Source organism: Streptosporangium sp. NBC_01639, assembly GCF_045209755.1.
In the GTDB taxonomy this organism is placed as follows: Bacteria; Actinomycetota; Actinomycetes; order Streptosporangiales; family Streptosporangiaceae; genus Streptosporangium.
On the sequence record NZ_CP109272.1, the window covers coordinates 2,933,981 to 2,958,916 of the forward strand.

Genomic DNA, 24,936 nt, shown 5'->3' on the forward strand with positions numbered 1-24,936 from the left:
AGGTCGGCCGGGTGCGCTGCGATCGTCAGTCCTGGGAAGGGAGGTACAGCCGGGAGGGCTCCTGGACGCACGTGACGTTTTCGAGCACCGGCCGCCGTTCGAGCAGTTCCCGTGCCCGCTGCCGGGCGAGGTTCCAGCCGTTCCAGGCGTCGGGTGACCGCAGGTCGTTGGCCAGGACCACGTCCCGCAGCACGCAGCTGCGGGACGGTTCGGGCAGCCGGTCCAGCGCCGGTACGGCCTCCGCCCCGAGGTCGCCCAGGTACTCCCGGTCGATCTGCTGCACGCCCCGGACGGTGAGCTGGGTCTCCGCGACCCGTAGGTCCGGGTTCCACACCGCGAACGCCAGCAGCGCGACGCCCGTCATCGCGACGAGGGTCCTGGGGAACCACCCGGCGCCCCCGCGCCGCGCCAGCCGTACCGCGCCGGCGATCAGGACCAGCACGAAGACCCCGCCCAGCCACCAGATGGCCGCCTCGACCGAGGCTCGCAGCCGGGAGAATCCGTAGACTTCGACGTACAGGTCCAGCCGGTGCAGCGCGGAGGCCAGGATCACCAGGGTCAACGCGCAGAGCAGGCCGAGCAGCCCGGCCATCAGCCACCGGTCGTGTCCGGTGAGCCGGAGCGCCCCCGAGGCGACCGCCACGATCGCCAGCACGAACACGCTGACCACGACGAGCTGGAAGAACCCCGAGCGGGCGTACTCGGCGTAGGTCAGCCCGGTGGCCGAGTCCACCCACCGGGAATCGCCGAACAGCACCGTCAGCTGCATCCCCACGAACACGGCGAACAGGAGGTTGAGCGCGACGAGGGGGGTCACCCAGAGACCACGGCTCACCCTGAGCCGCAGGCCGGGGGCCTCCGGATCGGCCACCGGCCGCAGGCCCACCAGCGCGGCGGAGGCGACCAGGGCCCCGAAGACCACGAACAGCAGGACTCTCAGCGGCACCGACGACGCCCAGTCCTGACCGGCGAACAGCTGCTCGACCGTGTTGGCGAAGACCGCGTCCGCCGAGGCGAACAGCGCCCCGAAGACCACCACCAGCACGACGGTCAGGCCGCCGCCCAGCAGCACGGGCAACATCCGCCGGCGCAGCGGCACCTTCCCCGTCCTCACCTGCGCCGCCAGGAACCACGGCACCGGCAGCAGCCCCAGCAGCACCGACGCCCCGCCTCTGGCCACGGCGAGCCAGCCCCGCCCGGCCCCCGACAGGGCGAGCGCGGCCAGCAGGAACCCGGCCAGCAGGAGCGGCCCGACGAGCCAGTCCGCGTCCCTGAACACCGCCACCGCGACCAGCCCGTACGCGATCACTCCCAGTGTCACCGACCACGGGGTGATCCTCCGGCGCACGATCGGCAGTACCGCCGACCCCATGGCGACGGCGACCAGCACGAACCCCAGACCCATCGCGCTGTCCGGCAGGAGGAACGCGGCGAGGAGCCCGGCGGCGGCGCACACCGGCACCACCCATCGGGGACTGACCGGCAGTTCCGGCCGGGGAAACACCGGCGGTGCCACGTAACCCCCCGGCGGCAGGCCGTCGTTCCCCTGGAGCCGGGGGGCGTCTCCCGGCTCCCGCGACGGCCTGCCGCCCTCCTGCGGCCCGGCCGGATGGCGGGCGTCGCCCTCCTCGACGGCCACGCCCCTCCGCCCCACCACGTCACCGCCGCCTTCCGGCCGCCGCAGGGCCTCGCCCGCCGCGCCTCCGGCCGCCACGGTCTCCCGGACCCGTACGGCCGGGCGCTGCGAATACGCCGAAGGGAGGTGGGCGAGCGAGTCACCGCGCCCCCATGCGCCGCCGGACGCCGGAGGAGTGGTGGCGCCGATGACCGTACCGACGAACGCCCCGGCCGCGAGGATGAGGACTCCGGCCAGCATGCCCAGCAGGGGAGCCACCGAGATGAGGACGAAAGCCGGCACCACGGCGCCCAGCAGGCCGATGAGACCACCGACGACGACCCCGAGGAACGCCGCACCCCAGTTGCGCACCGGCGGCTGAGCGGGCGAACCGCGGAGCACGGGCACGGGAGGGAAGGCCGGGACGGGGTGCGGGACGGGCGGGGCCGCCTCGACCTCGCCCGGCACCGGAACGGGAGCGTGCCCGGCGGGCACCGGCTCCGCGGCGGCAGGCCGGGCCGGCGTGGGAGCGGCATCCGGGTTGGCGGTCTCGGGAGCGTCCGAGCGGACCGGCTCCACGATGGCGGCCCTCCCGGCGGAGGGCACGACGGCGTCCGCGTGGTGCGGCTCCGGATCGGGCGCGAACGGTGCCGGGACGTCCGCATGCCCGGCTCCTCCGGAGAGGTCCGGCACGGACCCGGGCGGCTCGAAAGGCGGCGCCTCCGGCACGGGAGGGGTCATGGAGGGGTCGGGTGTGTCCGGGTCGTCCATCGTGATCCTTCCTGGGAGGTCGACGGCGATACGGCAGCCGGCACCTTCTTCGACATGGACGGAGCCGCCGTGCAGCTCGACGATCTCCTTGGTGATGGCGAGGCCGAGACCGGCGCCCCCGTCGTCGGCGGCCCGGCCCGCGTCGAGCCGGGAGAAGCGCTCGAAGGCCCGTGCCCGGTCCTCCGCCGGGATGCCCGGTCCCTCGTCGGTGACGCGCAGCCGTACCCCCTCTCCCGCCGCGACCGCGGCCAGCACCACGACCCCGCCGTCGGGGCTGTGCCGCACCGCGTTGTCCAGCAGGTTCGCCAGCACCTGTGCCAGCAGGTCGGGGTCGGCGCGGACGTTCAGCTCCGCGGCCACCTCGCAACGGGCCGTGACCCCGTCCCTGGCCAGTACGGCCTCCCGCAGCGCCTGGTCGCACAGCGGACCGAGCTCGACGTCCTCCAGCTCGATCAGCCGGGCCCCCGACTCCAGCCGGGACAGGTCCAGCAGCTGGGCGACCAGCCGGCCGAGCCGCTCCGCCTGGGCCAGCGCCGTCTCCAGCGTCGCCTGGTCGGGTGCCGAAACACCGTCCACCATGTTCTCCAGCACCGCCCGGAGTGCGGTGATCGGCGTGCGGAGTTCGTGGCTGACGTTGGCCACCAGCTCGCGCCGCTGCCGGTCCACCTCGCCCAGGTCGGCCGCCATCGCGTTGAAGGCCCGGGCGAGCTCGCCGACCTCGTCACGCGAGGTCGCGGCGACCCGCAGGCCGTAGCGGCCCTTGGCGATGGTCTGCGCGGCGGCGGCCATCTCGCGCAGCGGCTTGGTCATCCCCCGGGCGAGGAGCTGCACCATGATCAGGGCCAGCACCACGGCCACCGCGACCCGCACGTTGCGCGAGTATCCGGCGTTGATGCCGACCTCGTTGACGACGAACGCCGCCGCCACGGCCAGCAGGATCACCAGGCCGAGCTTGACCTTGATCCGGCCCAGGAAGTCGAGGGGTCTCAATTGTTGACGCATCCCAGTGTTCGAGTGTCGGAACCGGTGATCGGTTCACCGGCGGACGAGGGCATAACCGACTCCGTGGACGGTCCGGACGACGCCGGGGCCGAGCTTGCGGCGCAGGGCGCGCACATGGCTGTCGACCGTCCTGGTGGCGGCAGCCTCGGAGAAACCCCAGATGTCGGAGAGCAGCCGCTCCCGCTCGAACACCTGGCCCGGCCGTTCGGCGAGGCGGCAGAGCAGGTCGAACTCCGTCCGGGTGAGCTGGGCCTCGGCGCCCCGCACGTAGACCCGGCGCTCGGCGGTGTCGATCTCGACGTCACCGGCGCGGATGACCGTGTCCACCACGGCGAGCTGGGAGGCCCGTTCCACCCGCCGTAGCAGCGCATGCACCCGGGCGACCAGCTCACGCATGCTGAACGGCTTCGCCATGTAGTCGTCGGCCCCGACCCCGAGCCCCACGAGCAGGTCGGTCTCCTCCCCCAGCGCGGTCAGCATGAGCACCGGCACCGGGCGGGCGGACTGCATCCGCCGGCACACCTCCAGCCCGTCGAGGCCCGGCAGCAGCCGGTCGAGGACCACCACGTCGGGTGCGGACCTCGCGTAGGCGGCGAGCGCGCCCTCCCCGTCCCCGACGACATGGACGTCGAAGCCCTCGGCGGCCAGCCGTTGCCGTACGGCCCGCGCGATCGTCTCGTCGTCCTCCACCACGAGGACACGTCGTTGTTGAGGGGATGTCATATCCGGCAGCGTAGACCGGGCCTGTGCAGATGACCTGCGGTGAATTGTGCAGGTTCTGCGCACTCGGTCGGGCGAGCTCCCGGAGTCGGGGCCCCCGCGGACGGAGGCCCCGACCGGTCAGACCATGATCATCCGGCGGCCGGTGATCCGGTAGCCGATCCGGGCGAACGCCGCCGCCATGGGCGCGTTGCCCACGTCGGTGTTGTCCCCGACCTCGGTCTCACCCTCGGCGGTGAAGATGTGCAACGCCTCGGCGGCCAGGTCGGCGGCGTAGCCGTTGCCCCGGTGGGCGGCGTCCACCCCGATGTAGCCGATCGTCGCGAAGCGGGAGTTGCGGGTGGGCATCACGATGCCGACCAGGTCACCGGCGGCGTCGTGGGCCAGCCGCCAGCGGTCGCGCCCGCCGGGGAAGCCCGCGACCTCATCCAGGATGATCTCGGCGGCTCTCCCGACACCGTGCTTCTCGGCGTCGGTCACGCTGTAGGCGTCGAGGCTGTCGGGGAAGGTCCTGGCCAGCAGGTCGAGGATGAGCGCGTCGTCGGTGGCGGGCGTGAAGGTGAGCCGGGTGGACCTGGGCGGCAGGCCGTACTCGGGGATCCAGCGCAGGTTGAGCCGTTCGACGAACGGGCGCAGTCCGGCCTTCTCGGCCGCCTCGACCCGGTCGGCGACGTCGGCCACGGCATCCGGCCGCTCGTTCCAGTCGGCCGGCAGGAACAGGTGGAAGTCGGGCCGCGCACCAACGGGCGTCGAGTATCCGGGAGTGACCAGCGCGGCGTAGGCGGCCCGCAGCAGCGCGGCGCCCACCTCGATCCGGTCGGCACCGGTGCCCGGGTCGAACCAGTCGAGGCTGAAGGGGTGCTCGGAGCCCGGCGGACCCCAGAACGCGGCACGGGCGACCACCTCGTCACCGCGCAGCGCTACCCAGAGCCACTCCGGCCGGTAGCCGAGCTCTTCGAAGGGAAGGGTGCGCGCACCGACACCGGAGGCGGGCCTCGGGCCGTAGCTGTGGAACAGGTCGAACTCGCCCGCTGCGAGCGGACGGAACAGCAGATCAGTCAAGTGAAACTCCGAGAAAGCGTGCGCTCTCCGGATCTCAGGCGGCCTGTCGCCCGAGGCGGGAGCACGTGATCATGGTGGCGAACATCCACTCCTCACCTCCTCTTACTCGAGGGGACGGCAACTCTATCGACCGTTCCATCCGACTATCAATCGGAAATCGCCGAGGGTGTGTCCGGAACGGCGATGTTCCACGTCCGCACGGTGCCGTCGCCACCACCCGAGACCGCGACCGCCCGGCCGCCCACCTGCCCGAACGCCACCGAACGAACAGACCTCCCCTGACCGGTCAACGGCACACCGACCTGCCGGCCCGCCGCCAGATCCCACACCCGCACGGTGCCGTCGTCACCACCCGAAACGGCGACCGCCCGGCCGCCCACCTGCCCGAACGCCACCGAACGAACAGACCTCCCCTGACCGGTCAACGGCACACCGACCTGCCGGCCCGCCGCCAAGTCCCACACCCGCACGGCACCGTCGCCGGAGACGGCGACCGGCGTTCCGTCGACCTGACCCGACGCCACCGACCAGACGGTCCCCACGTGGGCGGTCAGGGATTCACCGAGCTGCCGGCCCGCCATCAGATCCCACGTTCGCACCGTGCCGTCGTCGCCGCCCGAGACCGCGACCACCCGACCGCCCACCTGCCCCACCGCCACCGAACGGACGACACCGACGTGGCCGCTCAGCGGTGGGCCGACCCGCCGGCCCGTCACCGGATCCCACACTCCCACCGTGCCGTCGTCACCCCCGGAGACGACGACCGCCCGGCCACCCACCCGCCCCACCGCCACCGAACGGACAACCCCGGCGTGACCGCCGAGAGACACACCGGACTGCCGGCCCGCCACCGGATCCCACACCCGCACCGTGCCGTCGTCACCACCCGAGACCACGACCGCCCGGCCACCCACCTCCCCCACCGCCACGGACAGGACACCCCCCGCATGGCCGGCCAAGGGCGTACCGGTCTGGCGGCCCGTCACCGGATCCCACATCCGCACCGTGCCGTCGTCACCACCCGAGACCGCGACCGCCCGGCCGCCCACCTCCCCCATCGCCACGGACAGGACACCGGGCGCAGGAGCACCCGACGAGCTTCCGGACGTGGTCGCCGGACGTGCCCGGACGGACGCCTCGTTCCCCTTCGGGGTGCGTGCCCAGAGGAGAACGGCGGCGATGAGCGCGGCGGCGGTGAGCGCGGTCAGCAGGACACGGCGCCGCGAGCGCCGACGGGCAGCATCCGGTACGGCAGACATGCCTGCCGGCGGTGGCGCGGTCCGGAGCGGATCGCCACCCGCCGGTGCTACCGGAGACTCCGGAGCCGACGGGGCTTCCAGCGCCGTTGGAGGCACCGGGACCACCGGAGTGGCGGAAGCCTGAGGAGTCTTCGGCTCCGCCGGAACCTTCGGAGCCGAGGGATGGTCGGATCGGTCACCGGGGGTGTCGTGGGTGAGGTGGCGAAGCAGGGTGGCGGCGCTGGGGCGGTCATGGGGGTGTTTGTTCAGGCAGGCGCTCAGGAGGGGGCGTAGGTCGTCGGTGACACCGGTGAGGTCGGGCGGGCCGGTGAGGATGGCGTACATGAGGGCGGGCAGGGTGGAGCCGGTGAAGGCGAGGTGGCCGGTGGCGGCGTAGACCATGGTGGCGGCCCAGCCGAAGAGATCGGCGGCGGGTCCGGCCGGTTGTTGTGCGAATTGTTCGGGTGCCATGTAGGCGGGGGTGCCGAATGGGCCGGAGCGGGGGGTCAGGTGTTCCAGCACGCGGGAGACGCCGAAGTCGATGACGACGGGGCCTTCGGGACCCAGGATGATGTTGGCGGGTTTGACGTCGTGGTGGACGATGTGGGCGCGGTGGATGGCGGCCAGTGAGGTCAAGGTGGCCACGGCCAGGCGGTGCAGGCCGCTGCCGGTGCGGGGACCGGTGGTGGCCACCAGGTCGTGCAGGGTGATGCCGGGGATGTATTCGCTGACGATGTAGGGGCGGTCGGTGTGCAGGCCCATGTCCAGGACGCGAGCGGTGCAGAAGGGGGCGATCCGGCGGGCGATGTCGGCTTCGCGGAGCAGGCGGCGGCGCGCGCCGGGGTCATCCGCCGTATGGGCTTGCAGCACTTTGATCGCCACGGGGGTGCCGGTGGGGGTCCGGGCACGGTAGACGATGCCCTGGCCGCCCTCGCCCAGCACACCGGTCAGCAGGTAGTCACCGATCCGCTCGGGGTCTGCCGGTTTCAGCGGGCGGCGGTCGGCCAACGCCCACCTCTTCCCCTCTTACGGAGACTCCCCTGCCTGAACCCCGGTTCCCTTTTTCGCGCACGTCCGGAACCTGGGGAAACCCGGCGCTGTGGAAATCCGGCGATCACGGTGTGAAGCACGACGATAGATGACCCCCACAACAGAGCGGAAGGCATCCGAAACCCCAGGATTTCATTACATCTCCTTGAGCGTGAAGACCCGGCCTCCAGCCCTGGGAGGAAGTCAACAAGCTGACCGAACATCTGCGGAGCGGTCACGTGGCCAGGAGATACCGGTCGAAGACGCCGCGCTGCTCCTCCACATACTCGACGTCCGCCAGATACAGCAGATGGTGCCCCTCCTCGAGATGCCGGGCGAACGCCTGATTCCCACGTGCGGCCTCGCTCCGCATGAGGTCCACGAGCGCGTGCAGCCGCGCGACGACGGTGTCCATCAGACCGGCCCTGCCGGCCGCGTCCAGCCCGTAGCGGTCACAGAAGACGCGGGCCCGCCGGGCCTGCTCCTCCGGCGTCCCGGACCCGTCGCGGTCCTCGACTCTGCCGGTCGGCGCCCAGCGGTACACCGCGTACCCGATGTCCCAGAGCCGAGGGGCCGGGTGTGCCGTGTCGAAGTCGATGATCCCCACCACTTCGTCCCCTTCGAACACGCAGTTGTGCGGGGCGTAGTCACCGTGGCAGATCACCTCGGTGGGCGTCCTCGGGGGCAGCATCCATCCGTCGGTCACGTCCCTCGCGTATCCGAGCGTGCTGTCGTGGTAGGCCCGCAGCAGCTCCGCCGCGCTCTCCAGAGCCCGCATGGAGGCGGCGGCGGGCGTCATCGGATAGTTGCTCACCTGGCCCGGGATGAAGTCCAGGATCTCGAAGCCGTCGTCGGTCACACCGTGCACCGCCGGGGCCGCGGTGAAGCCCTGGTCCCGTAGGTGACGGAGAAGGCCGTGAACCATCGGAGTCCACGGTCCGACGGGCCGGCGCACGGTCGTCCCGATCCTGACGACCTCGTTGACGCCACCCGTCAGTACCTCCCTGTCCGTCACAAGTCCCTCCCTGGTTTATAGCGGTGGGCGTATCGCCTGCTGAGCCTTCCAAGCATTGTCTGACTCCGCCTCCCCATTCCCTGATACGCCCTCATGAAGATCGTTTGTTGAGAAGTGCACGCCCCTCGGGCAATCCGACCGTGCACTTCCCAACAAACGATCACCTGTCGGCGAGCCCGCACTTCCGTCCCGATGCTCCGGCCTCTCCTCCCTACGGCGGTCGGCCTTGAAGCGGTGGAAGAGGAACGCTTCAGCAACGGCGACCGGCCCTGAAGCAGTGGGAGAGCGTGGGAGAGCAGGGCTTCAGCAACGGTGCTCAGCCCTGCACTGGTCGGAGAGGAACGCGTCAGCTACGGCGACCGGCCCTGAACGGCCCCAAGCGGATTGCTTCAGCGTCAGCGAGACCCATGGGCGGCCCGAAAGCAAGCGGCTACGGTCCGCACGCCGTACGGCCAGGCAGCCTGGCGCGGAGGTGGGTGGGTGTTCCGGCCGGCTTATAAAAAACCGTGACCACCGCGCCCGTCAGGCCGGAGGCCTGAAAAACGAGACGGTGACTGCGACGGCCGGCCGGAACACCCACCCACCGCAGCGCGCACGGCGAAAACCGAAACACCCACAGCGCGCACCGCGAAAACCGAAACACCCGCACACCCGCAGCACGCACAACCAAGCCCCAGAACATCCGCAGCACGAACAGCCGAACCCCGGAACACCCGCCCGCAGCGCGCACAAGGAACCCCCGTACCACCCCGGCCACAGCGCTCTGGCATGACCCGCCGTACCCGATAAAACCACTCATCAAGGATGCAAATGGACCACACAGCCCTCTGGAACCTTGCCGGCGAACAGGCAGCGAGACTCATTCATTGGTCCATAAGGCGCTAAGTGGCTATGTTTCTGTCCGCGATGGGACATCGAACGGGGTGAGCAGGATCGACAGTCGAGTGATAGCGGGCCGCTACAGGTTGCTCAACCCCCTCGCCGAGGGCGGGATGGGCACCGTCTGGCTTGCCGCCGACGAGATGCTCGGCCGTGACGTGGCGGTCAAGGAGGTACGGCTCCCACCGGACCTCGACCCCGTCCGGCGGGAGGAGATCAGCGCGGCGGCGCTCCAGGAGGCCAATCTGGCCGCCCGGCTCAAGCATCCGTCGATCGTGACCGTTCACGACGTGGTCGTCGAGCAGGAACGGCCCTGGCTCATCATGGAGCTGCTGTCGGGCTCGTCCCTGGAGCAGACCGTCCGCGGCGGGCGGTCGCTGCCGGTCCGCCAGGCGGCCAGGATCGGTGTGAGCATCATCAGCGCGCTCATGGCCGCGCACGCCGCCGGAGTGATGCACCGGGACGTCAAACCGGGAAACGTCTTCCTCACCCGGACCGGCCGGGCCGTACTCACCGACTTCGGCATCGCGGTGCTCGAGGGAGACGCGACGGCCGGAACCAGCCACCTGGTCGGCTCGCCCAACTACATCGCCCCGGAACGGCTGCGCGGCGAGCGCAGCGGCCCCGCCTCCGACCTGTGGTCCCTGGGCGCCACGCTCTACTTCGCCGTCGAAGGCATGCCCCCGCACCCGGCCGAGACACCGATCTCGGCGATCAGCCGGGTGCTCACCGAACCGGCCCGACCACCCGAGCGGGCGGGCGAGCTGGGCCCGCTGCTGATGCTCATGCTCGCCCCCGTTCCCGAGGCCCGGCCGTCCTTCGAGGCCGTCGCCCGGGCTCTGCAGGAGCTCGCCCTCGGCCGTCCGGCTCCGCTTCCCGGCGGATCCCGTCCCGAGGCGGTGCCGCCTCTCCCGGCACCCGCCTCACTCTCCCCTGCTCCCGCCCCGCGCGGCGGACGCACGGTCCTGTGGGCGGTCGCCGAGGTGGCGGTGGTCGCGATGGTCATCGGAGCCACCGTGGGCGTGTCCCAGCTGACTGCGGACCGTACGGAGCCGGCCACGCCGGTGAAGCTCAGCGAGAAACCGGGGGCCTTCGCCACTCCGGTGGACCTGTGCAAGCTGGTCCAGGCGGCCACGGTCAAGGAACTCCTGCCGGCTCTGAAAACCGAGGGGCAGCCGACCAACGAGGGAGGCTGTCAGTGGGCGACCTCCGGCGTCGGCCTTGAGGTGGCCCCCTCGAGCACGAGCAAGCAGTGGGGCAAGAGCCCACGCCAGGCCCACGAGCTCTTCGTGAACCAGCGCAACGGCACCCGGCCCAACGGGGAGACCGCCTGGAGCTGGTCGGAGATCGACGCCGGGCTCCGGTCCGCCCGCGTCACCGCCCCGCTGGAGGTCAAGCCGGTCGGGGACGAGGCGTTCGGCTACGACCTCTACGAGAACCGCAAGACCGGCAGGCTTGAGAAGAGCCAGGTGGTGCTCCGGGTCGACAACCTCGTCGTCGACGTGGGCTACACCGTGGTGGACGGCAGCAAGGACGGCACCGCGATCCGGTCCGGTGCCCATACCGCGGCCACCTGGGTCGCGAACGCGCTGAACAAGCAGAAGGCGACTCCCCGATGAACCATCCAGACGTCTCCCGGCCGCAGGGCAGGCACTCCGGCGGACACAACGGCACCGGACCGGCCTTCTACGGCGCACCGAGCCCGGCGGTGCTGGAGCAGGTCTCGCTGGAGCAGACGATCGGGCGGTTCGGGCCGATGACGCCACAGCATGCCGCCACCGTCGGCCTGGCCGTGCTGGACCAGCTCGTGATCGTGCACAACCAGGGGATGCTCCACGGTGACGTCCGGCCCGGCTCGGTGCTGATCGGTCCCCACGACCAGATCATCCTCGGCACGCCGACCTTCCGCTCCCCCACCTTCACCGCCCCCGAAGGGGTGACGAGCCCGGCAGCCGACCTGTGGTCACTCGGCGCCACCCTCTACACCGCCGTCGAGGGCCGCCCGCCGTCACCCGGCGGATCCCTCGACAACGCGGGGCCGATCGGCCCGATACTGTTCCGCCTGCTCTCCGGCGACCCGGGACAGCGCCCCGATCCCGGCACCCTGCGCAACATCCTGCTGGACATCTCCCGGAACGGTGGCGTGGCCCCCGGGGACGCGGCACCCCTTCCGCCCGCGGAGCCGTCCTCCGCACGCCTGCTGCCCGCGGCGTCACCCGGCGGCCTGCCGGCCCCGTCCCCGGGCCCCGGGCTCGGATCCGGCCCCGGACCCGGCCCTGGACCCGGCGACTCTGATTCCGGAGCTGACCTGGAGATCACCGCCGCGGTGCTGACCTCGGCGGCGACACCCGAGCCCGAACCCGAACCGCCCTTCGATCCGGCGGCCACCATGCCACCCCAACCCGCCTTCGACCTGTCCGCCCCACCACGGCCCGCACCGGTCCCGCCCTTCGATCCGGCGGCGACCATGCCGCCCCAGCCCGCCTTCGACCTGTCCGCCTCGCCATGGCCCGCACCGGTCCCGCCCGGGAACCAGCCCGGAAACGACGTACCCGGCTCGCAGGAGCTCGTCCGCGTCTCCCGGCGGCGCGAAGCTCCGGGTGAGCGGCGTGGAACTCCGGGTGAGGAGACGGGACCGACCGAGCGCTCCGGATCGCGGGGCGGGGTGCTCGTACCCCGTCCGATCGTCGCGCTGACCGGCGTCCTGCTCGTCGGCATGGCGGTCACCGTCGGTGTCCTGCTCACCTCGGCGTCCGGTGAGAGCGCGCCCGCCGCGGCGCCCACCGCGGTGCCCACCGCGGGCGCCCAGGGACTGTTCGCCACCGTGCCCCGGGCCTGCAGCCTGCTCGACGAGAAACAGGCGGAGGAGGTCGTACCGGGCTTCAGAAGCTCGGAGGTCGAGACAGGCGCGTGCGACTGGCTCAACCAGCTCGACTGGCGCAAGCCCAGCACGGAGAAGTTCGACCTGCGGGTACGGCTGGTCGCTCAGAAACCGGACGCCTCCGGGGTCGAGCGGGCGAAGGAGTACCTGGCCGGAAAGCGGAACGACTCCGTGGAGAGCGGCAAGTACGCGACCCCGAAGCCCGCGCCGCCCCAGAACCTCAAGGGGATAGGCGAGGAGGCCTTCACCACGGGCGGCTCCAGCTCGATCAACCTCTACGGCGGTTCCTACAAGTCGACCGTGGTCTTCCGGGTCGGCAACCTGATCGCCCAGGTCGACTACGAGCGGGGCGGCGTCAAGGAGGACCGCGACGGCAAGATCGCGCAAGGTGCCCAGCAGGTCGCCCGCTGGCTCACCCAGTCCCTGAAGACCAATGGCTGATCCGCCGCTGCCCGTTCTCGCGGGCCGCTACCGGGCGATCGAACGGCTCGGCGCGGGCGGGATGGGCGTGGTCTGGCGCGCCGAGGACGGGCTGCTCCACCGAGAGGTGGCGATCAAGGAGGTCAAGCTCGACCCGGCCCTCCCCGAGGCGCAACGGACCGAGATGCGGGAACGGACTCTCCGGGAGGCCCGAGCCGCCGCCCGGCTGGGGCACCCGTCCATCGTGACCGTGCACGACGTCATCGTCCAGGACGGTCGCCCGTGGATCGTGATGGACCTGGTCAGGGGGCGCTCCCTGGCCCAGGTGGTCCGCCGGGACGGACCGCTCCCACCGCAGCGGGTGGCCGCGATCGGCCTGGCGGTGCTCGACGCGCTCACCCTGGCGCACAGCCGGGGCATCGTGCACCGTGACGTGAAACCGGCCAACATCATGCTCGCCCACGACGGCGAGGTGCTGCTGACCGACTTCGGCATCGCGACGCTGGAGGGAGACGTCCAGCTCACCTCCCCGGACGCGCTGGTCGGCTCCCCCGGCTACATGGCACCGGAACGGCTGCGCGGCACCGGCGACGGGCCCGCCGCCGACCTGTGGTCCCTGGGGGCGACCCTCTACACCGCCGTCGAGGGCCGGGGCCCGTTCCAGCGCGGCGTGCCGGTCGCCACTCTCGGTGCGGTGCTCACCGAGCAGACCCCGCTGCCCGCGCGGGCGGGCGGCCTGGCTCCCGTGCTGCTCGCCGTACTGGCGAAGGATCCCCGGAACCGCCCCGGAGAGGCCGCTCTCCGGGTGGCGCTGCAGCGGGTCGTCCAGGGGTTGCCCGCCGGTCCGCTCTCCCCGCAGGAGACGGCGCGGGAGGCGGCTCCGCCCAGGCTCCGCCGCCGTACCGGGTGGCTCGCCGGAGCGGCGGCGGTCGTGGTGGCGGGCGTGGCCGTCGTGGTGCTCGTGACGTCCTCGGGTGAGTCGGCGGTCACGGTCCCTCCCGTCGCCGACGCCGCTCCCGGGCGGTTCGCCGCCGCCCCCGAGCCGTGCACGCTGCTGACCGAGGCACAGAGCCGGACCGTGGTGCCCGGGGCGACCTCTCCGACGGACATGCCCGCCAAGCAGGACGACGAGGCGGCCTGCAGCTGGGACGGCCCGTCCGATGTCCGGCGGCTCCGCGTCTCCGTCGCCCACCACGCCTCCGTGCAGGGGAAGGCCGCCCCTGATGTGGCCCACGAGTTCTTCGCCGCCGAACGCACGAAGACCAAGGCCGATGTGGGGACCGGCCCCCTCGGCTCGGTCGGCCCGCTCCGGGACGTCGGCCGGGTCGGCAAGGAGGCCTTCGGCTACGATCTCCGCGCCCTGGACCGGGTCAGTGCCCTGATCCGTTTCCGGGTCGGCAATCTGCTGGTCCAGGTCAACGTCTCGAAGAAGGGGAAACGCGTCGACACGGGACTACGCCGCCATGCTCTCCGCGTCGCCCGTCTGATCGCTGAGGAGCTGAACAACCGTGACTGAGGGATCCCGGGCCGCGGAGCACCGGGAATGACCGATCCCCACCTGCTCGCCGGACGGTACCGGCTGCTGGAGCGCCGCGACCGCACAGGCACCACCTGGCGGTCCCGTGACGAGCTGCTCAACCGCGACGTCACCATCTCCGAGATACGGCTCCCGCCTCCGGGCCCGCACCGCGACTGGCTCCTCGGCCAGATCCGCGCCGCGTCCGGCCTCCGGCACCCTGACATCGCCACCCTCCACGACGTGGTCTCCGCCCCCGACCGGATGTGGCTGGTCCTGGAGACGATCGAGGGCCGTTCGCTGATCCAGACCGTCCGCTCCGACGGGCCGCTCTCCGCCGAACGCGCGGCCGAGATCGGCCTGCGCGTGCTGGACGCGCTGGCCGCCGCCCACGAGGGGGGCGTCCGTCTCGCGGCGGCCCCCGAGACCGTGCTGCTCGCCTCCGACGGCCGGGTCGTGCTGACCGGGATCGCGTCCTCCGCTCCGGCCGACGACCTGCGGGACCTGGGCGCCACCCTGTTCACCGCCGTCGAGGGGCGGATGCCGGAGACCGGACCCCAGACCGTCCCCCGGATGGGGGACGGGACCCCCCTGGCCGCCCCCGCAGCCGGCCCCGCCGGCGCCGGCCCGTTGGCTCCACTCGTGGAGAGCCTGCTGTCAGCCGATCCCGCACATCAACTCGATGCCACCTCGATCCGCCTGTCTCTGGAGAGCCTCACCCGTAAGCCCAGGAGTTCGCGTCCCAGACCCGTCGTCGTCACCGTGGCCGCCGTCGTCGCCGCGCTCGCGGTCACCGGCGGAGTGATGTGGGGTGTGTCCGGTGACCCCACGCCGGCCCCGGCGTCCCCCTCGGCCTCCTATGTGGATCCGGGCCCCTTCAGCAAGAGCCCCCAGCCGTGCGAGCTGTTGACCGCCGAACAGCTGGCGCGGCTCGGAGTGCGGGCGAAATCGAACGACTGGGGGGGCATGTGCATCTGGGGCGCCGCCGACTCCAGCGAACCCCGTAGTCTTCAGCGTCAGCTCAGCGTCACCCCGAAGCTGTATCGGGGGGCTGCGGAGGCCGCCCGGGTGTTCGCCGGCCGTTTCGCGGGTGGCACCCGCTCCGCGGGCACCGCGGACGGACGGACCCAGACGGCACCCCGCAAGGTCGGCGGGCTGGGGAATGAGGCGTTCGCCGGCGAGGTCACCAGTGTCGGTTACAGCTCGACCGTGGTCGTCCGCGTCAACAACCTGATCGTCGAGGTCCAGTACCAGCAGCTCGCGGGCGAGCCCCAGGAGAAGATCAGGCAGGATGCTCTCATGGCGGCCGGCTGGATCGTGGGAAAGCTCACCCGCAAGGGCTGACACGAGCTGGAACGCGGAGAATTGCGAAAGCTGCTAACGGAGCTTGCCGAGCGCGCGGGCGAGGATGGTGGCGGTGTCGGCGATGACCTTGTTGTCGTTGGGGGCGTCGGCGGTCCGGTGGGTGGTGTAGATGGTCATGATCAGCGGTGCCGCGGACGCAGAGGTCCGGATGACGGCGATGTCGTTCGTGGACCCGTAGTGCGAGGAGGCGCCGGTCTTGTCGCCGATGATCCAGGACTTGGGGAGTCCGGCGCGGATGCGCTCGTCACCGGTCTTGTTCGCGCGCAGCCACGCGTTCAGCTGGGCCCTGTCCCTGGCGTCGAGAGCGTTGCCGAGCGTGACTTTCTGCAGGTTGCGGGCCATGAGGGCGGGGGTGGTGGTGTCCCGCTTCTCCTTGGGGTTCCAGTCGTTGAGCTCGGTCTCCCAGCGGTCCAGGCGGGAGATCGGGTCCTTCAGCGTGCGGATGTACTTCGTCAGTCCCGCCGGGCCGCCGATCTGCTTCAGCAGCATGTTGCCCGCGGTGTTGTCGCTTTGAGTGATGGCCGCATCGCACAGCTGGGCGACGGTCATCCCGTCGGCCACGTGCTTCTCGGTCACCGGTGAGTTCTCCTTCACCTCGCTGGACTTCCAGCGGATGACCCTGGTCATCAGCCCCGGGTCGGAGGTGCGGGCCTTCTTCAGCACCGCGGCGGCCGCCAGCGCCTTGAAGGTGGAGAGCATCGGGAAGCGCTCGCCGGACCGGTAGACGACCGTCTTGCCGGTGGCCGTGTCGAAGGCGACCGCGCCGATACGGCTCTTGGAGGACACCTCCAGCGCGCGCAGCCGCCTGTGCGCGTCGACCTCGCGGGACGGCACCCGCAGGTCGTCGAGGACGGCCTGCGCGCTTCCCGTCCCGGTCCGGGCCACCTCGGCCCGTGAGATCGTCTGGCTGTCGGCCGAAGCGGCGTTCACGCCATAGGCGGTACCGCCCACCAGGATGGAGATCGCCAGTCCGGTCGCCTTCAGGGTCGCGGGGAGGCGGCGGGCATCAAGGTGTCGCATTCCATGTCCTTGCTCTTGATCAGCAGATAGACGGAGCAAACCAGATCAGTCAAGATGGTGTCCAATATCGATATCACTTGAATATCGATATAGCTTTGGATATCGAGGCAGTTCAAGCCGCGTTTCATCGGAGCCCGGTGTGATGGTGGCGGCGCACACACCACCCGCCCGGCTGTGATCCGGATCGCGACTCGACCGCCGTTCGGAGTGGTCACACCGGGCTTTCGCACCCCGCACCCCCGCATCCCCCGCGCCCCCGGACGCCCGGACACCCGGACGCCCGAAGTCTCCCGGGCCACGACCGGTCCGGACATGTCATGGTCCGGACCATGACATGTCCGGACCATGACATGTCCGGACCGGGAACTTCGGTGGAGCTCTAACTCAGGACGAAGTGGACCTCGCGACGGCGGAGTGACCGGCCGCAGGCCGTACAGAGCAGGATCGGGTCGAGGGCAGCGCCGCAGGGACCGTGGGTGACGGTCAGGGCGGAGCCCTCGGGGGCGGGCAGTTCGCGCTGGGCCCAGTCGATCAGGAAGGCGAAGACCTCGAAGAAGGCCAGCCCCTTGTCGGTCAGGCGGTAGGAGCCGTCGGGCAGCGGGTCGGAGACGCCGAGTTCGACGGAGCGGCGCAGGCGGTCGGTGAGGATCGAGGGGGCGATGCCGAGGCCGGACTGGAAGTCGACGAAGCGGCGGATCCCCAGGAAGGCGGCGACCAGGACGCTGGTGCTCCAGCGGTCGCCGAGGATCTCCATCGAGTCCGGGCAGTAGCCCATCAGGTCGGCCACGCCACCGGGGCGGACCGTGCGCCGGTGCTGGCGGGGCAGGCCGATCCGGGGGAACCTGGCCAGCGGGCCGGGCTCGACACGGGTGTCGCGGGCGCTCATCGGCTTCCGGCACCCGCCGCACCCGAGGTACGGCTCCGCGTCACCGCCGCACAGATCGTGCCGGAGCAGCGGTAGCCGCCCCCGGTCCGCCCAGCCGCGTTCCCACGAGTGGATGGCCACCAGCAGCGCCCACAGGGACAGTCCCCGCTCCGTCAGCCGGTATTCGTATCGCGTCCGCCCGTTCCGGTAGGCGGCCAGCTCGAAGATCTGGTGGTCGACCAACTCCCTGAGCCGGGCCGCGAGCACCGAATCGGAGATTCCCAGCGCGTCCCGCCACCCGGCGAAGGTCCGGATCCGCAGCAGGAACGCCCGTTGCAGGATGAGCAGCACCCATCGATCACCGAGGATCGCCAGCGCCTGGCCGATCGCGCTGAGCTCGGCGCGTGCCGCCCTCGGCTCGGTGCCGCTCACGGTCTCCATCCTCCGATGCTCGCTCGAATCCGTCGACGGAGTGCCAAACTAACCAACTCGATCTTGCCCTGGACATCCGGCCCGCCCAAGGTGCGATCCGGACGGAGCGCCCGTCGACGAGCCGGCTTTCCGCTCCGTGGCTCCGCTCCGCGACTCCGCCTCGGCGCTCCGCTCCGCGGCTCCGCTCCGCGACTCCGCCTCGGCGCTCCGCTCCGCGGCTCCGCGGGCATGACGGAACCCATGGTCGTCGACGGGCCGGGATCCGTGCGTGCCGCGCGGCTCCACGCCGCCCGGACGCGCGTAGGATCGCTCAAGCCCGCAGCGGCCAATCACGATATATCTCGGATGGAACCATGGCGGCCGGCCCACACGTTGGACGGACGACGCACAATGAAGACCAGGCGGGGCACCGGCTCCGCGTTCGGAGGATGTTGAGGATGTCGCCCGTCCAGAAGTACGCGATCGGTGCCGGGATAGCGGTTGTCCTTGCATGGTGGATCCTGCCCGGCTGGCTGACCCTGCTGGTCATCCTGGGGGTCGTCGCCGCCCCGGTCGTCGGCTACCTGATGCTCGACCCGTCCCAGCGTGCGCGGCTCAAGCGCGCCCGCAAGCGCGGCCTCGGCCGCTGACACCACGGGAAACGGCCCGTTCCCCATCGAGGAACGGGCCGTCCACCGGCCGGCGCGATCGCCGGGGCGGTCAGGCGGTCACGGCCGCGAGCTCGGTCTCCACCCGCCGGGTGACCTTGCGCTCCAGCACGAACGAGAGCAGCGGAACGGTGCCCGCCAGCATGACTCCCACGACGTACGGCCACGACCAGCGGGCCTTCATGCCGAGGTTCATCGTGGCCACCAGATAGAGCATGTAGAGGAAGCCGTGGATCGGAGAGACGATCTTCGACGGGCCCTCGATGCCGAACCCGTACCTGAGCACCATGCACGTGACCAGGACGAGCAGCATCACGCCGACGATGTACGCCAGGATGCGAAAGGGTTTGAGGGCGGATTCCACGGTCATCTACCTCGGTCTGGGAGTGCGGACACGGAAACGATATGCGAGTTCAGACGGCGGCCGGTTCGGGGCCGGACTTCTTCTCCTGCTCCTGGTCCCGCGCGGCCGTACGGCTCCGCAGGATGTCGCGCACGAAGTGCCACCACATGAAGACCGAGAACAGTCCGAAGATCCACCACTGGGCGGCGTAGGCGAGGTTGCGCCAGGTGAGGCCACCGGCCTCGGTCGGAGGCGGCATGCTCACCGGCTTGGCGGCGACGGCCGGGGCCGGGGACTGCGCGGTGGCCACCACGAACCCGTCACGCAGCTTCACGCCCTGCCACAGGTTGATCAGCTCCGCCGACGACACGGTCAGCACCTGCCCCTGCGGTAGTTGCCGGGTGCGGCGCTGCACGCTGTCGGTGGCCTCCGAGGGCTGCAGCCGCCCGGTGACGGTCACCGTGCCCGCCGGCACGGCGGCGGCCGGGTCGCCGGCCCTGGGCACCCAGCCCCGTACGACGGGGACCGAGGTGCCGTCTCCGAGGTCGAGGGGGGCGAGCAGCCACAGCCCCCCGTCCCGCTCGGCCACCAGCAGCTGCCTGGAGCCGTCGAAGGTGCCCCGCGCCGTCACCTGGCGGCCGACGATGTCGCTCGTCATGTGCCTGCCGGGCTGGCTGAGGGTGCCGACCGCCACCGGGGCCGGGTCGTGCGTCGCGTGAGGTCTGCCCGAGTCCTCGAAGACGCCGAGCTGCCAGCGGCCGAGCAGTCCGCAGACGACAAGCGCTCCGATCGCGAGCAGGTGGAGCACCAGCGCGCGAGGAGAGAACAGGATCCGGAGCATGACACCACGCTATCCGCCCTGACCGGCGGTCCCGTCCTCAGTACCGCATCTCACCCGTGCCGTCGGCCCCACCGGCCACGGACCCTCCATAAAAGTGGCACAAACTGGTGTTGAAGGGCATTCGATATCGATAAAGTCGACTCCATGTCTGATCCTCAGCTCGACCCGTCCGGCAGCACCCAGCAGTTCCGCGCGTTCGCGCAGCGGAACGAGCCGGAGGCCGCACCCCAGAAGCGGTCGCTGACCGTGCCGATCGCGGTGGCGGTCGCGGTGGTGGTCGTCATCGCCATCGCCGCCTACCTGATCCTCTAGAAGGCGGACACCCTCTAGAGGCCCGGGGACCGACAGCGCCGACGGCATCGCCTTCGGCGCTTTTCGCGTTTCCCGGCAGCGGGTAAGGGAGACCTCCTTGAGCATGCGCCCCGGAATAACGATCATCGGTTCCGGCTTCGCCGGGCTGGGTATGGCGATCAAGCTGAAGGAGGCCGGCTACCACGACTTCGTGATCCTGGAGAAGGCCGGCAGCCTCGGCGGCACCTGGCGGGACAACACCTACCCGGGCTGTGCCTGCGACGTTCCCTCTCACATGTACTCCTTCTCGTTCGCGCTCAACCCCAGCTGGTCGCGCATGTTCTCCCCGCAGACCGAGATCTGGGACTACCTGCGGGCCTGCGCCACGACGTACGGCCTGACACCCCACTTCCGGTTCGGCCGGGAGGTCACCGGCCTGGAGTACGACGAGGCCGGCCACTGGCGGGTGAGCACCACCGGCGGTGAGACGTTCACCACGAACGCGGTGGTCTCCGGGGTCGGCGCGCTGCACGTGCCGTCGTTCCCGGAGATCCCCGGCCGGGAGAGCTTCCGGGGACCTTCCTTCCACTCGGCCGAGTGGGACCACTCGGTGGACCTGACGGGCAAACGGGTCGCGGTGATCGGCACCGGCGCCTCCGCCGTTCAGTTCGTCCCGCGGATCGCCGAGCGGGTCTCCCGGCTTCACCTGTTCCAGCGGACGCCCCCGTGGGTCCAGAACAGGCCCGACTTCCCCATCTCCCCCCGGATGCGCGCGGCACTCACCGTGCCCGGTGCCGCACGGGCGCTGCGCAACGCGATCTACTGGGCGCTGGAGACCCGCGCCCTCGGCTTCGCCGTCGACCCGCGCCTGATGAAGGCGCACGAGAAGACGGCCCGGCGTCATCTGGCCGACCAGGTCCCCGATCGGGCACTGCGCGCCAAACTGACCCCGGACTACACGATCGGTTGCAAGCGCATCCTCCTCTCCAACGACTACTACCCGGCCCTGAACAGGGACAACGTCGAAGTGATCACCGACCGCGCCGCCGAAATCCGGGAACGTTCGATCGTCGACTCCACCGGTAGGGAGATCGCGGTCGACGCGATCGTCTACGGCACCGGCTTCAAGGTCGTCGACGCGCTGAACGATCAGCGGATCGTCGGCCGGGGCGGACAGAAGATCCAGGACGCCTGGCGGAACGGCGTCGAGGCCTACTACGGGATCACCACCGCCGGGTTCCCGAACCTGTTCTTCCTGCTCGGCCCCAACACCGGCCTAGGTCACAACTCGGTGGTCTTCATGATCGAGTCTCAGGTCCGCTACGTGATCGACTGCCTGCGCCTGCTGTCGAAGACCGGCGCCAGGGCCCTGGACGTCCGGCCCGAGGCCCAGCGCGCCTTCAACGCCCGCCTCCAGAGCCGCCTGCACGACCTGGTCTGGAACGAGGGCGGCTGCACGAGCTGGTATCTGGACGAGCACGGCGTGAACCGGACGATCTGGCCGGGTTTCACCTTCGAGTACTGGGCGCGCACCCGGAGGGTGCGGCCGGAGGCCTACGAGCTCATCCGCTGATCCCCACGTCCCCGCATCCGGGGGTGGGTCGGCGGCCGCCGAGCAGGCGGAGCCGGTGGGCGAAGACCGGCAGACGGGGGCCGGTGGACCAGGGCCGCCCGGAGGCGGGCACAGCCGTGGTCGCGGGTATGCCCCGGGGCGCAGCACTGGCTGCAAACCCTGAATTTTACGAAAAGGATGGATTACTTATCTACAAAGGCGCTCAAGTGCACTTTATGGATGTCGGTCCGCTGCTGCTCGCCATCGTCGTCGCGATGGCGCTGGCCTTTGCCTTCACCAACGGGTTCCTGGACACCGCCAACGCGATGGCGACATCCATCGTGACCAGGGCGCTGCCGCCGAGGCTCGCCGTCACCCTGGCGGCCGTCCTGAACTTCCTGGGCGCCTTCATCTCGCTGAAGGTGGCCGCCACGATCGCCGAGGGCATCGTGATCGGCGACGCCATCACATTGACCGTCGTCTTCGCCGGCCTGGTGGGCGGCATGATGTGGAACCTGGTGACCTGGTATCTCTGCCTGCCGTCGAGCTCGTCCCACGCGCTCATCGGCGGGGTGGTGGGAGCGACCCTCGTCTCGGCCGGCTCATCCGCGGTCCGCGGCACCACGGCCGTGGCGAGCATCCTCGTCCCGGCGGTTCTCGCGCCGCTGCTGGCCATGCTCGCGGCCGGCGGCGGCACCTGGCTCATCTACCGGATCATCAGGAACGTGTCCCCTCGCATCCGCAGCCGGGGGATCCGGGTGGGCCAGATCGGCTCGGCGTCACTGGTGTCGCTGGCCCACGGCAGCAACGACGCCCAGAAGACCATGGGCGTCATCACGCTCGCCCTGATCGTCCAGGGCACGATCAGGAACGAGGCCTCCGTACCGACATGGGTGATCGTGAGCAGCGCGACCGCGATGGCCCTGGGAACGTACGTCGGCGGGTGGCGGATCATCCGGACGATGGGCAAGGGGGTGACCACGATCCGGAGCCCGCAGGGGTTCGCCGTCGAGGCCTCCTCGGCCGCGCTGATCCTCGCCGCGTCGAACGCCGGGTTCCCGCTGTCGACCACCCAGGTGTGCTGCGGTTCGATCCTCGGCGCGGGAGTGAGCAGGCGGCCCAGCGGCGTCCGGTGGGGGGTGGTGGCCCGGATAGCGGTGGTGTGGCTGCTCACCGTGCCGGCGTCCGGCCTGGTGGGGGCGGTCACGTGGAAGGCGACCCAGTTCATCGGGGGTTTCCCGGGGGTCGCCGTGATGTTCCTGGTGGCGCTGACCTTCGCTCTGGGGATCTACGTGGCCGCGGACCGGATGCCGGTCAACGCCTCCAACGTCAACCTCACGTGGACGAGCTGCAGCCTACCGCGCCGGGCCGGCTTCGGGATACCCGCGCAGGCCGAGGAACCGACGCCGGCGGAGAACCCGCCCCCGGTGCCGGCGAGGAGGAAGAGAACGGCGAGGTGAACGGCCCGCCGACCCGCCGCTGACCGCACCCCGGCCGGCTCGCCGGGCGTCCGTCCCGTGCGAAGGCGCGCACCCGCCGGACCACCGGAGAGCACCCGGCCGGCATGGCGGAAGAGCCACCGGCCGGGTGCCACCCCGCCCACGGAGTCGGCGCTAACGGCGCTCGCTCACCACCAGGGCGCTGCCGCCGCCCCTCCTGGTGGGCTCGGCGACGGCCTGGAGCCTTCCGTGACGGAGGAATTCGATGGCGGTGGCCGCGCCGATCTCAGGATTCAGCGCGAAGCTGTGCCCCTTGGACGTGAGCTCGGGACCGTAGCGGTCGATGAAGCCCTGCTCGGCCTGGGTCTGCGCGGTGTTGCGCTGGGTGGCGCGGGGAGCGGCCAGCGCGTCGGGCAGCGACATGCCCAGCTCCCAGCGGTTGACCAGGATCTGCAGCACGGTGGTGATGATCGTGGAACCGCCCGGCGAGCCCACGGCGAGCACCGGCTTCCCGTCCTTCAGGACGATCGTCGGGGACATCGAGGACCGGGGGCGCTTACCCGGCGCGGGGAGGTTGGGGTCGCCGAGCGCGGGACCGAAGGTGAAGTCGGTCAGCTCGTTGTTGAGCAGGAAGCCCCTGCCCGGGACGACGATGCCGTTGCCGCCGGTGGACTCGATGGTGATGTTGTAGGCGACCACGTTGCCCCAGCGGTCCGTGACGACCAGGTGGGTGGTCTCCGGGCCCTCGGGCTGTGTCGGCTTCTCCTGTGCGGGAGACGCGGGCTGGCACGGCCCGTAGCCGCCGTCGGGTTCTCCGGCCGGAGCCGGGTTGGGCATCGCCCGCTCGCCGATCAGGCAGGCGCGCTCCTTGGCGAACCCGTCGGACAGCAGCTCTTTCAGCGGCACGCCCGGGATGTCGCCGACGTACTTGTTCCGGTCGGCGAACGAGAGCCGGGACGCCTCCAGATACTCGTGCATGCCGACCTGGGGAAGCGCCTCCAGGATGTTGAGCGCCTCACCGACCGTGGAGCCGCCCGAGGACGGCGGCGCCATGCCGTACACGTCCATGCCCAGGTAGGTCGACTTCGTGGGCTGCCGTTCGATCGCCCGGTACGCCTCCAGGTCGGACAGCTCCATCAGGCCGGGCCGCACGTTGCGGGTGGAGCCGGGGGTGAGCGGCGGCTTCTTCACCGTGGCCACGATCTCCGAGCCGAGCCGCCCGCCGTACAGCCAGTCGCCGCCGTCCTTGCCGAGCCGGCGGTAGGTGTCGGCCAGCTCGGGGTTGCGGAAGGTGGAGCCGACCGGCGGCGGGGCGCCGCCGGGAAGGTAGAGCTTGGCGGTGGAGGTGAAGTCCTTGAACCGGGCCGCGTTGGCGGCCGTCTGGTCGTAGAAGGTCTGGTCGACGGTGAAGCCCTCGGATGCGACCTTGATGGCGGGCTTGAGCGCCTGGCCGAGTGAGAGGGTGCCGAACCGGCGCAGCGCCAGCTCCCACTGCGCCACGCTGCCCGGCACTCCCGCCGACAGCCCGCTGGTGACCGCGTCGTCGAACGGGATGCCTTCCAGGGAGGTCGCGGTCATCGCCTGGGGCGCCGTCTCCCTGCCGTCGATCGTGTGGACCTTCTTGTGCCGGGCGTCGTAGTAGACCATGAACCCGCCCCCGGCCAGTCCCGCCGAGTAGGGCTCCGTCACGCCCAGCGTGGCCGCCGCCGCGACCGCCGCGTCCATCGCGTTACCGCCCCGGCGCAGCACCCCCAGCGCGGCCTCGCTCGCATCCAGGTCGACCGTCGAGACCGCTCCGCCGTACCCCTCGGCGACGGGCCTCTTGTCCGCCGGTCCCCCCTGATCCGGTGGCGACGCCAGAGCGGGCTGTGCGAGGAGCACGGAGCCGCCGGCTAAGAGCCCGGCGACGGACACTGCCAGGTGGCGAGTGATCATAAAGCCTCCCACGGAGCACTTGTTTTTCAACTTGTCCAAGATTGTCGCACCTTGCCCG

At 71.0% G+C, this 24,936-nt stretch carries 18 protein-coding genes; 8 read left to right on the top strand and 10 right to left on the bottom strand.

Translation table 11 applies throughout. From position 1 onward, the window contains the following. Positions 1 to 25: 25 nt before the first annotated feature. The 5 genes from OHA77_RS13145 to OHA77_RS13165 all read right to left on the bottom strand — a co-directional run bounded on the left by OHA77_RS13145 (position 26) and on the right by OHA77_RS13165 (position 8,452). A complete protein-coding gene (locus tag OHA77_RS13145; RefSeq protein WP_406318318.1) occupies positions 26 to 3,376 on the bottom strand; it encodes a DUF4153 domain-containing protein in 3,351 nt (1,116 codons plus the stop codon). A gap of 45 nt (positions 3,377 to 3,421) precedes the next feature. Continuing rightward, the gene (locus OHA77_RS13150) at positions 3,422 to 4,111 is read right to left on the bottom strand and encodes a response regulator transcription factor (RefSeq protein WP_326820354.1); all 690 of its coding nucleotides are present in this window, start codon (positions 4,109 to 4,111) and stop codon (positions 3,422 to 3,424) included. 117 nt (positions 4,112 to 4,228) lie between these two features. After that, positions 4,229 to 5,170: a GNAT family N-acetyltransferase gene (locus OHA77_RS13155; protein WP_406318319.1), complete on the bottom strand. Its 942-nt coding sequence runs from the start codon at positions 5,168 to 5,170 to the stop codon at positions 4,229 to 4,231. A gap of 146 nt (positions 5,171 to 5,316) precedes the next feature. Then, positions 5,317 to 7,416 carry a protein kinase domain-containing protein gene (locus tag OHA77_RS13160; protein ID WP_406318320.1) on the bottom strand — a complete coding sequence of 700 codons (2,100 nt, stop codon included), beginning with the start codon at positions 7,414 to 7,416 and terminating at the stop codon, positions 5,317 to 5,319. 256 nt (positions 7,417 to 7,672) lie between these two features. Then, complete coding sequence (locus OHA77_RS13165) at positions 7,673 to 8,452, bottom strand: phosphotransferase enzyme family protein (protein ID WP_406318321.1); 780 nt, start codon at positions 8,450 to 8,452, stop codon at positions 7,673 to 7,675. Between the two features lie 923 nt (positions 8,453 to 9,375). Between OHA77_RS13165 and OHA77_RS13170 the strand changes: the two genes are divergently transcribed. The 4 genes from OHA77_RS13170 to OHA77_RS13185 are packed head-to-tail and all read left to right on the top strand — an operon-like array spanning position 9,376 to position 15,492. Further along, positions 9,376 to 10,950, top strand: coding sequence for a serine/threonine-protein kinase (locus tag OHA77_RS13170; protein WP_406318323.1), 1,575 nt, complete (start codon positions 9,376 to 9,378; stop codon positions 10,948 to 10,950). Next, on the top strand, positions 10,947 to 12,653 hold the full coding sequence (locus OHA77_RS13175) for a hypothetical protein (RefSeq protein WP_406318324.1): 1,707 nt from the start codon (positions 10,947 to 10,949) through the stop codon (positions 12,651 to 12,653). The genes OHA77_RS13170 and OHA77_RS13175 overlap by 4 nt, the downstream gene beginning before the upstream one ends. Next, positions 12,646 to 14,148, top strand: a complete 1,503-nt coding sequence (locus OHA77_RS13180) for a serine/threonine-protein kinase (RefSeq protein WP_406318325.1) — start codon at positions 12,646 to 12,648, stop codon at positions 14,146 to 14,148. The genes OHA77_RS13175 and OHA77_RS13180 overlap by 8 nt, the downstream gene beginning before the upstream one ends. Positions 14,149 to 14,175: 27 nt before the next feature. Continuing rightward, the gene (locus OHA77_RS13185) at positions 14,176 to 15,492 is read left to right on the top strand and encodes a hypothetical protein (RefSeq protein ID WP_406318326.1); all 1,317 of its coding nucleotides are present in this window, start codon (positions 14,176 to 14,178) and stop codon (positions 15,490 to 15,492) included. Between the two features lie 33 nt (positions 15,493 to 15,525). On the opposite strand, the gene bla is transcribed toward OHA77_RS13185, so the two are convergent. Together bla and OHA77_RS13195 are read right to left on the bottom strand one after the other, a co-directional pair. After that, complete coding sequence (bla, locus tag OHA77_RS13190) at positions 15,526 to 16,533, bottom strand: class A beta-lactamase (RefSeq protein WP_406318327.1); 1,008 nt, start codon at positions 16,531 to 16,533, stop codon at positions 15,526 to 15,528. 379 nt (positions 16,534 to 16,912) lie between these two features. Beyond that, a complete protein-coding gene (locus OHA77_RS13195; protein ID WP_406318329.1) occupies positions 16,913 to 17,839 on the bottom strand; it encodes a winged helix-turn-helix transcriptional regulator in 927 nt (308 codons plus the stop codon). Between the two features lie 428 nt (positions 17,840 to 18,267). Between OHA77_RS13195 and OHA77_RS13200 the strand changes: the two genes are divergently transcribed. Then, positions 18,268 to 18,459 (top strand): hypothetical protein, encoded by a 192-nt coding sequence (locus OHA77_RS13200; RefSeq protein ID WP_326820344.1) that lies wholly within the window; start codon positions 18,268 to 18,270, stop codon positions 18,457 to 18,459. A 70-nt stretch (positions 18,460 to 18,529) separates the two neighbouring features. Here the strand turns inward: OHA77_RS13200 and OHA77_RS13205 are convergent, their stop codons facing one another. Continuing rightward, positions 18,530 to 18,847, bottom strand: a complete 318-nt coding sequence (locus OHA77_RS13205; protein WP_326820343.1) for a DUF3817 domain-containing protein — start codon at positions 18,845 to 18,847, stop codon at positions 18,530 to 18,532. A 43-nt stretch (positions 18,848 to 18,890) separates the two neighbouring features. Continuing rightward, entirely contained in the window at positions 18,891 to 19,661 is a 771-nt protein-coding gene (locus tag OHA77_RS13210) for an SURF1 family protein (RefSeq protein WP_326820342.1), read from the bottom strand. A gap of 144 nt (positions 19,662 to 19,805) precedes the next feature. Between OHA77_RS13210 and OHA77_RS13215 the strand changes: the two genes are divergently transcribed. From OHA77_RS13215 to OHA77_RS13225, 3 genes are all read left to right on the top strand, one after another. After that, entirely contained in the window at positions 19,806 to 19,973 is a 168-nt protein-coding gene (locus tag OHA77_RS13215; protein WP_326820341.1) for a hypothetical protein, read from the top strand. A 103-nt stretch (positions 19,974 to 20,076) separates the two neighbouring features. After that, positions 20,077 to 21,525 carry a flavin-containing monooxygenase gene (locus tag OHA77_RS13220; RefSeq protein ID WP_406319819.1) on the top strand — a complete coding sequence of 483 codons (1,449 nt, stop codon included), beginning with the start codon at positions 20,077 to 20,079 and terminating at the stop codon, positions 21,523 to 21,525. Between the two features lie 215 nt (positions 21,526 to 21,740). After that, positions 21,741 to 22,964, top strand: a complete 1,224-nt coding sequence (locus OHA77_RS13225; RefSeq protein ID WP_406318330.1) for an anion permease — start codon at positions 21,741 to 21,743, stop codon at positions 22,962 to 22,964. A gap of 153 nt (positions 22,965 to 23,117) precedes the next feature. Here OHA77_RS13225 and ggt read toward each other — a convergent pair whose 3' ends face one another. Further along, a complete protein-coding gene (gene ggt / locus OHA77_RS13230; RefSeq protein ID WP_406318331.1) occupies positions 23,118 to 24,878 on the bottom strand; it encodes a gamma-glutamyltransferase in 1,761 nt (586 codons plus the stop codon). Positions 24,879 to 24,936 lie beyond the last annotated feature (58 nt).

Coding starts and splice junctions, on each gene's coding strand:
- OHA77_RS13150 (WP_326820354.1), bottom strand. CDS start 4,111: ATGACATCCCCTCAACAACGACGTGTCCTCGTGGTGGAGGACGACGAG.
- OHA77_RS13175 (WP_406318324.1), top strand. CDS start 10,947: ATGAACCATCCAGACGTCTCCCGGCCGCAGGGCAGGCACTCCGGCGGA.
- OHA77_RS13180 (WP_406318325.1), top strand. CDS start 12,646: ATGGCTGATCCGCCGCTGCCCGTTCTCGCGGGCCGCTACCGGGCGATC.
- OHA77_RS13185 (WP_406318326.1), top strand. CDS start 14,176: ATGACCGATCCCCACCTGCTCGCCGGACGGTACCGGCTGCTGGAGCGC.
- bla (WP_406318327.1), bottom strand. CDS start 16,533: ATGCGACACCTTGATGCCCGCCGCCTCCCCGCGACCCTGAAGGCGACC.
- OHA77_RS13195 (WP_406318329.1), bottom strand. CDS start 17,839: ATGGAGACCGTGAGCGGCACCGAGCCGAGGGCGGCACGCGCCGAGCTC.
- OHA77_RS13200 (WP_326820344.1), top strand. CDS start 18,268: ATGTCGCCCGTCCAGAAGTACGCGATCGGTGCCGGGATAGCGGTTGTC.
- OHA77_RS13205 (WP_326820343.1), bottom strand. CDS start 18,847: ATGACCGTGGAATCCGCCCTCAAACCCTTTCGCATCCTGGCGTACATC.
- OHA77_RS13210 (WP_326820342.1), bottom strand. CDS start 19,661: ATGCTCCGGATCCTGTTCTCTCCTCGCGCGCTGGTGCTCCACCTGCTC.
- OHA77_RS13215 (WP_326820341.1), top strand. CDS start 19,806: ATGTCTGATCCTCAGCTCGACCCGTCCGGCAGCACCCAGCAGTTCCGC.
- OHA77_RS13220 (WP_406319819.1), top strand. CDS start 20,077: ATGCGCCCCGGAATAACGATCATCGGTTCCGGCTTCGCCGGGCTGGGT.
- OHA77_RS13225 (WP_406318330.1), top strand. CDS start 21,741: ATGGATGTCGGTCCGCTGCTGCTCGCCATCGTCGTCGCGATGGCGCTG.
- ggt (WP_406318331.1), bottom strand. CDS start 24,878: ATGATCACTCGCCACCTGGCAGTGTCCGTCGCCGGGCTCTTAGCCGGC.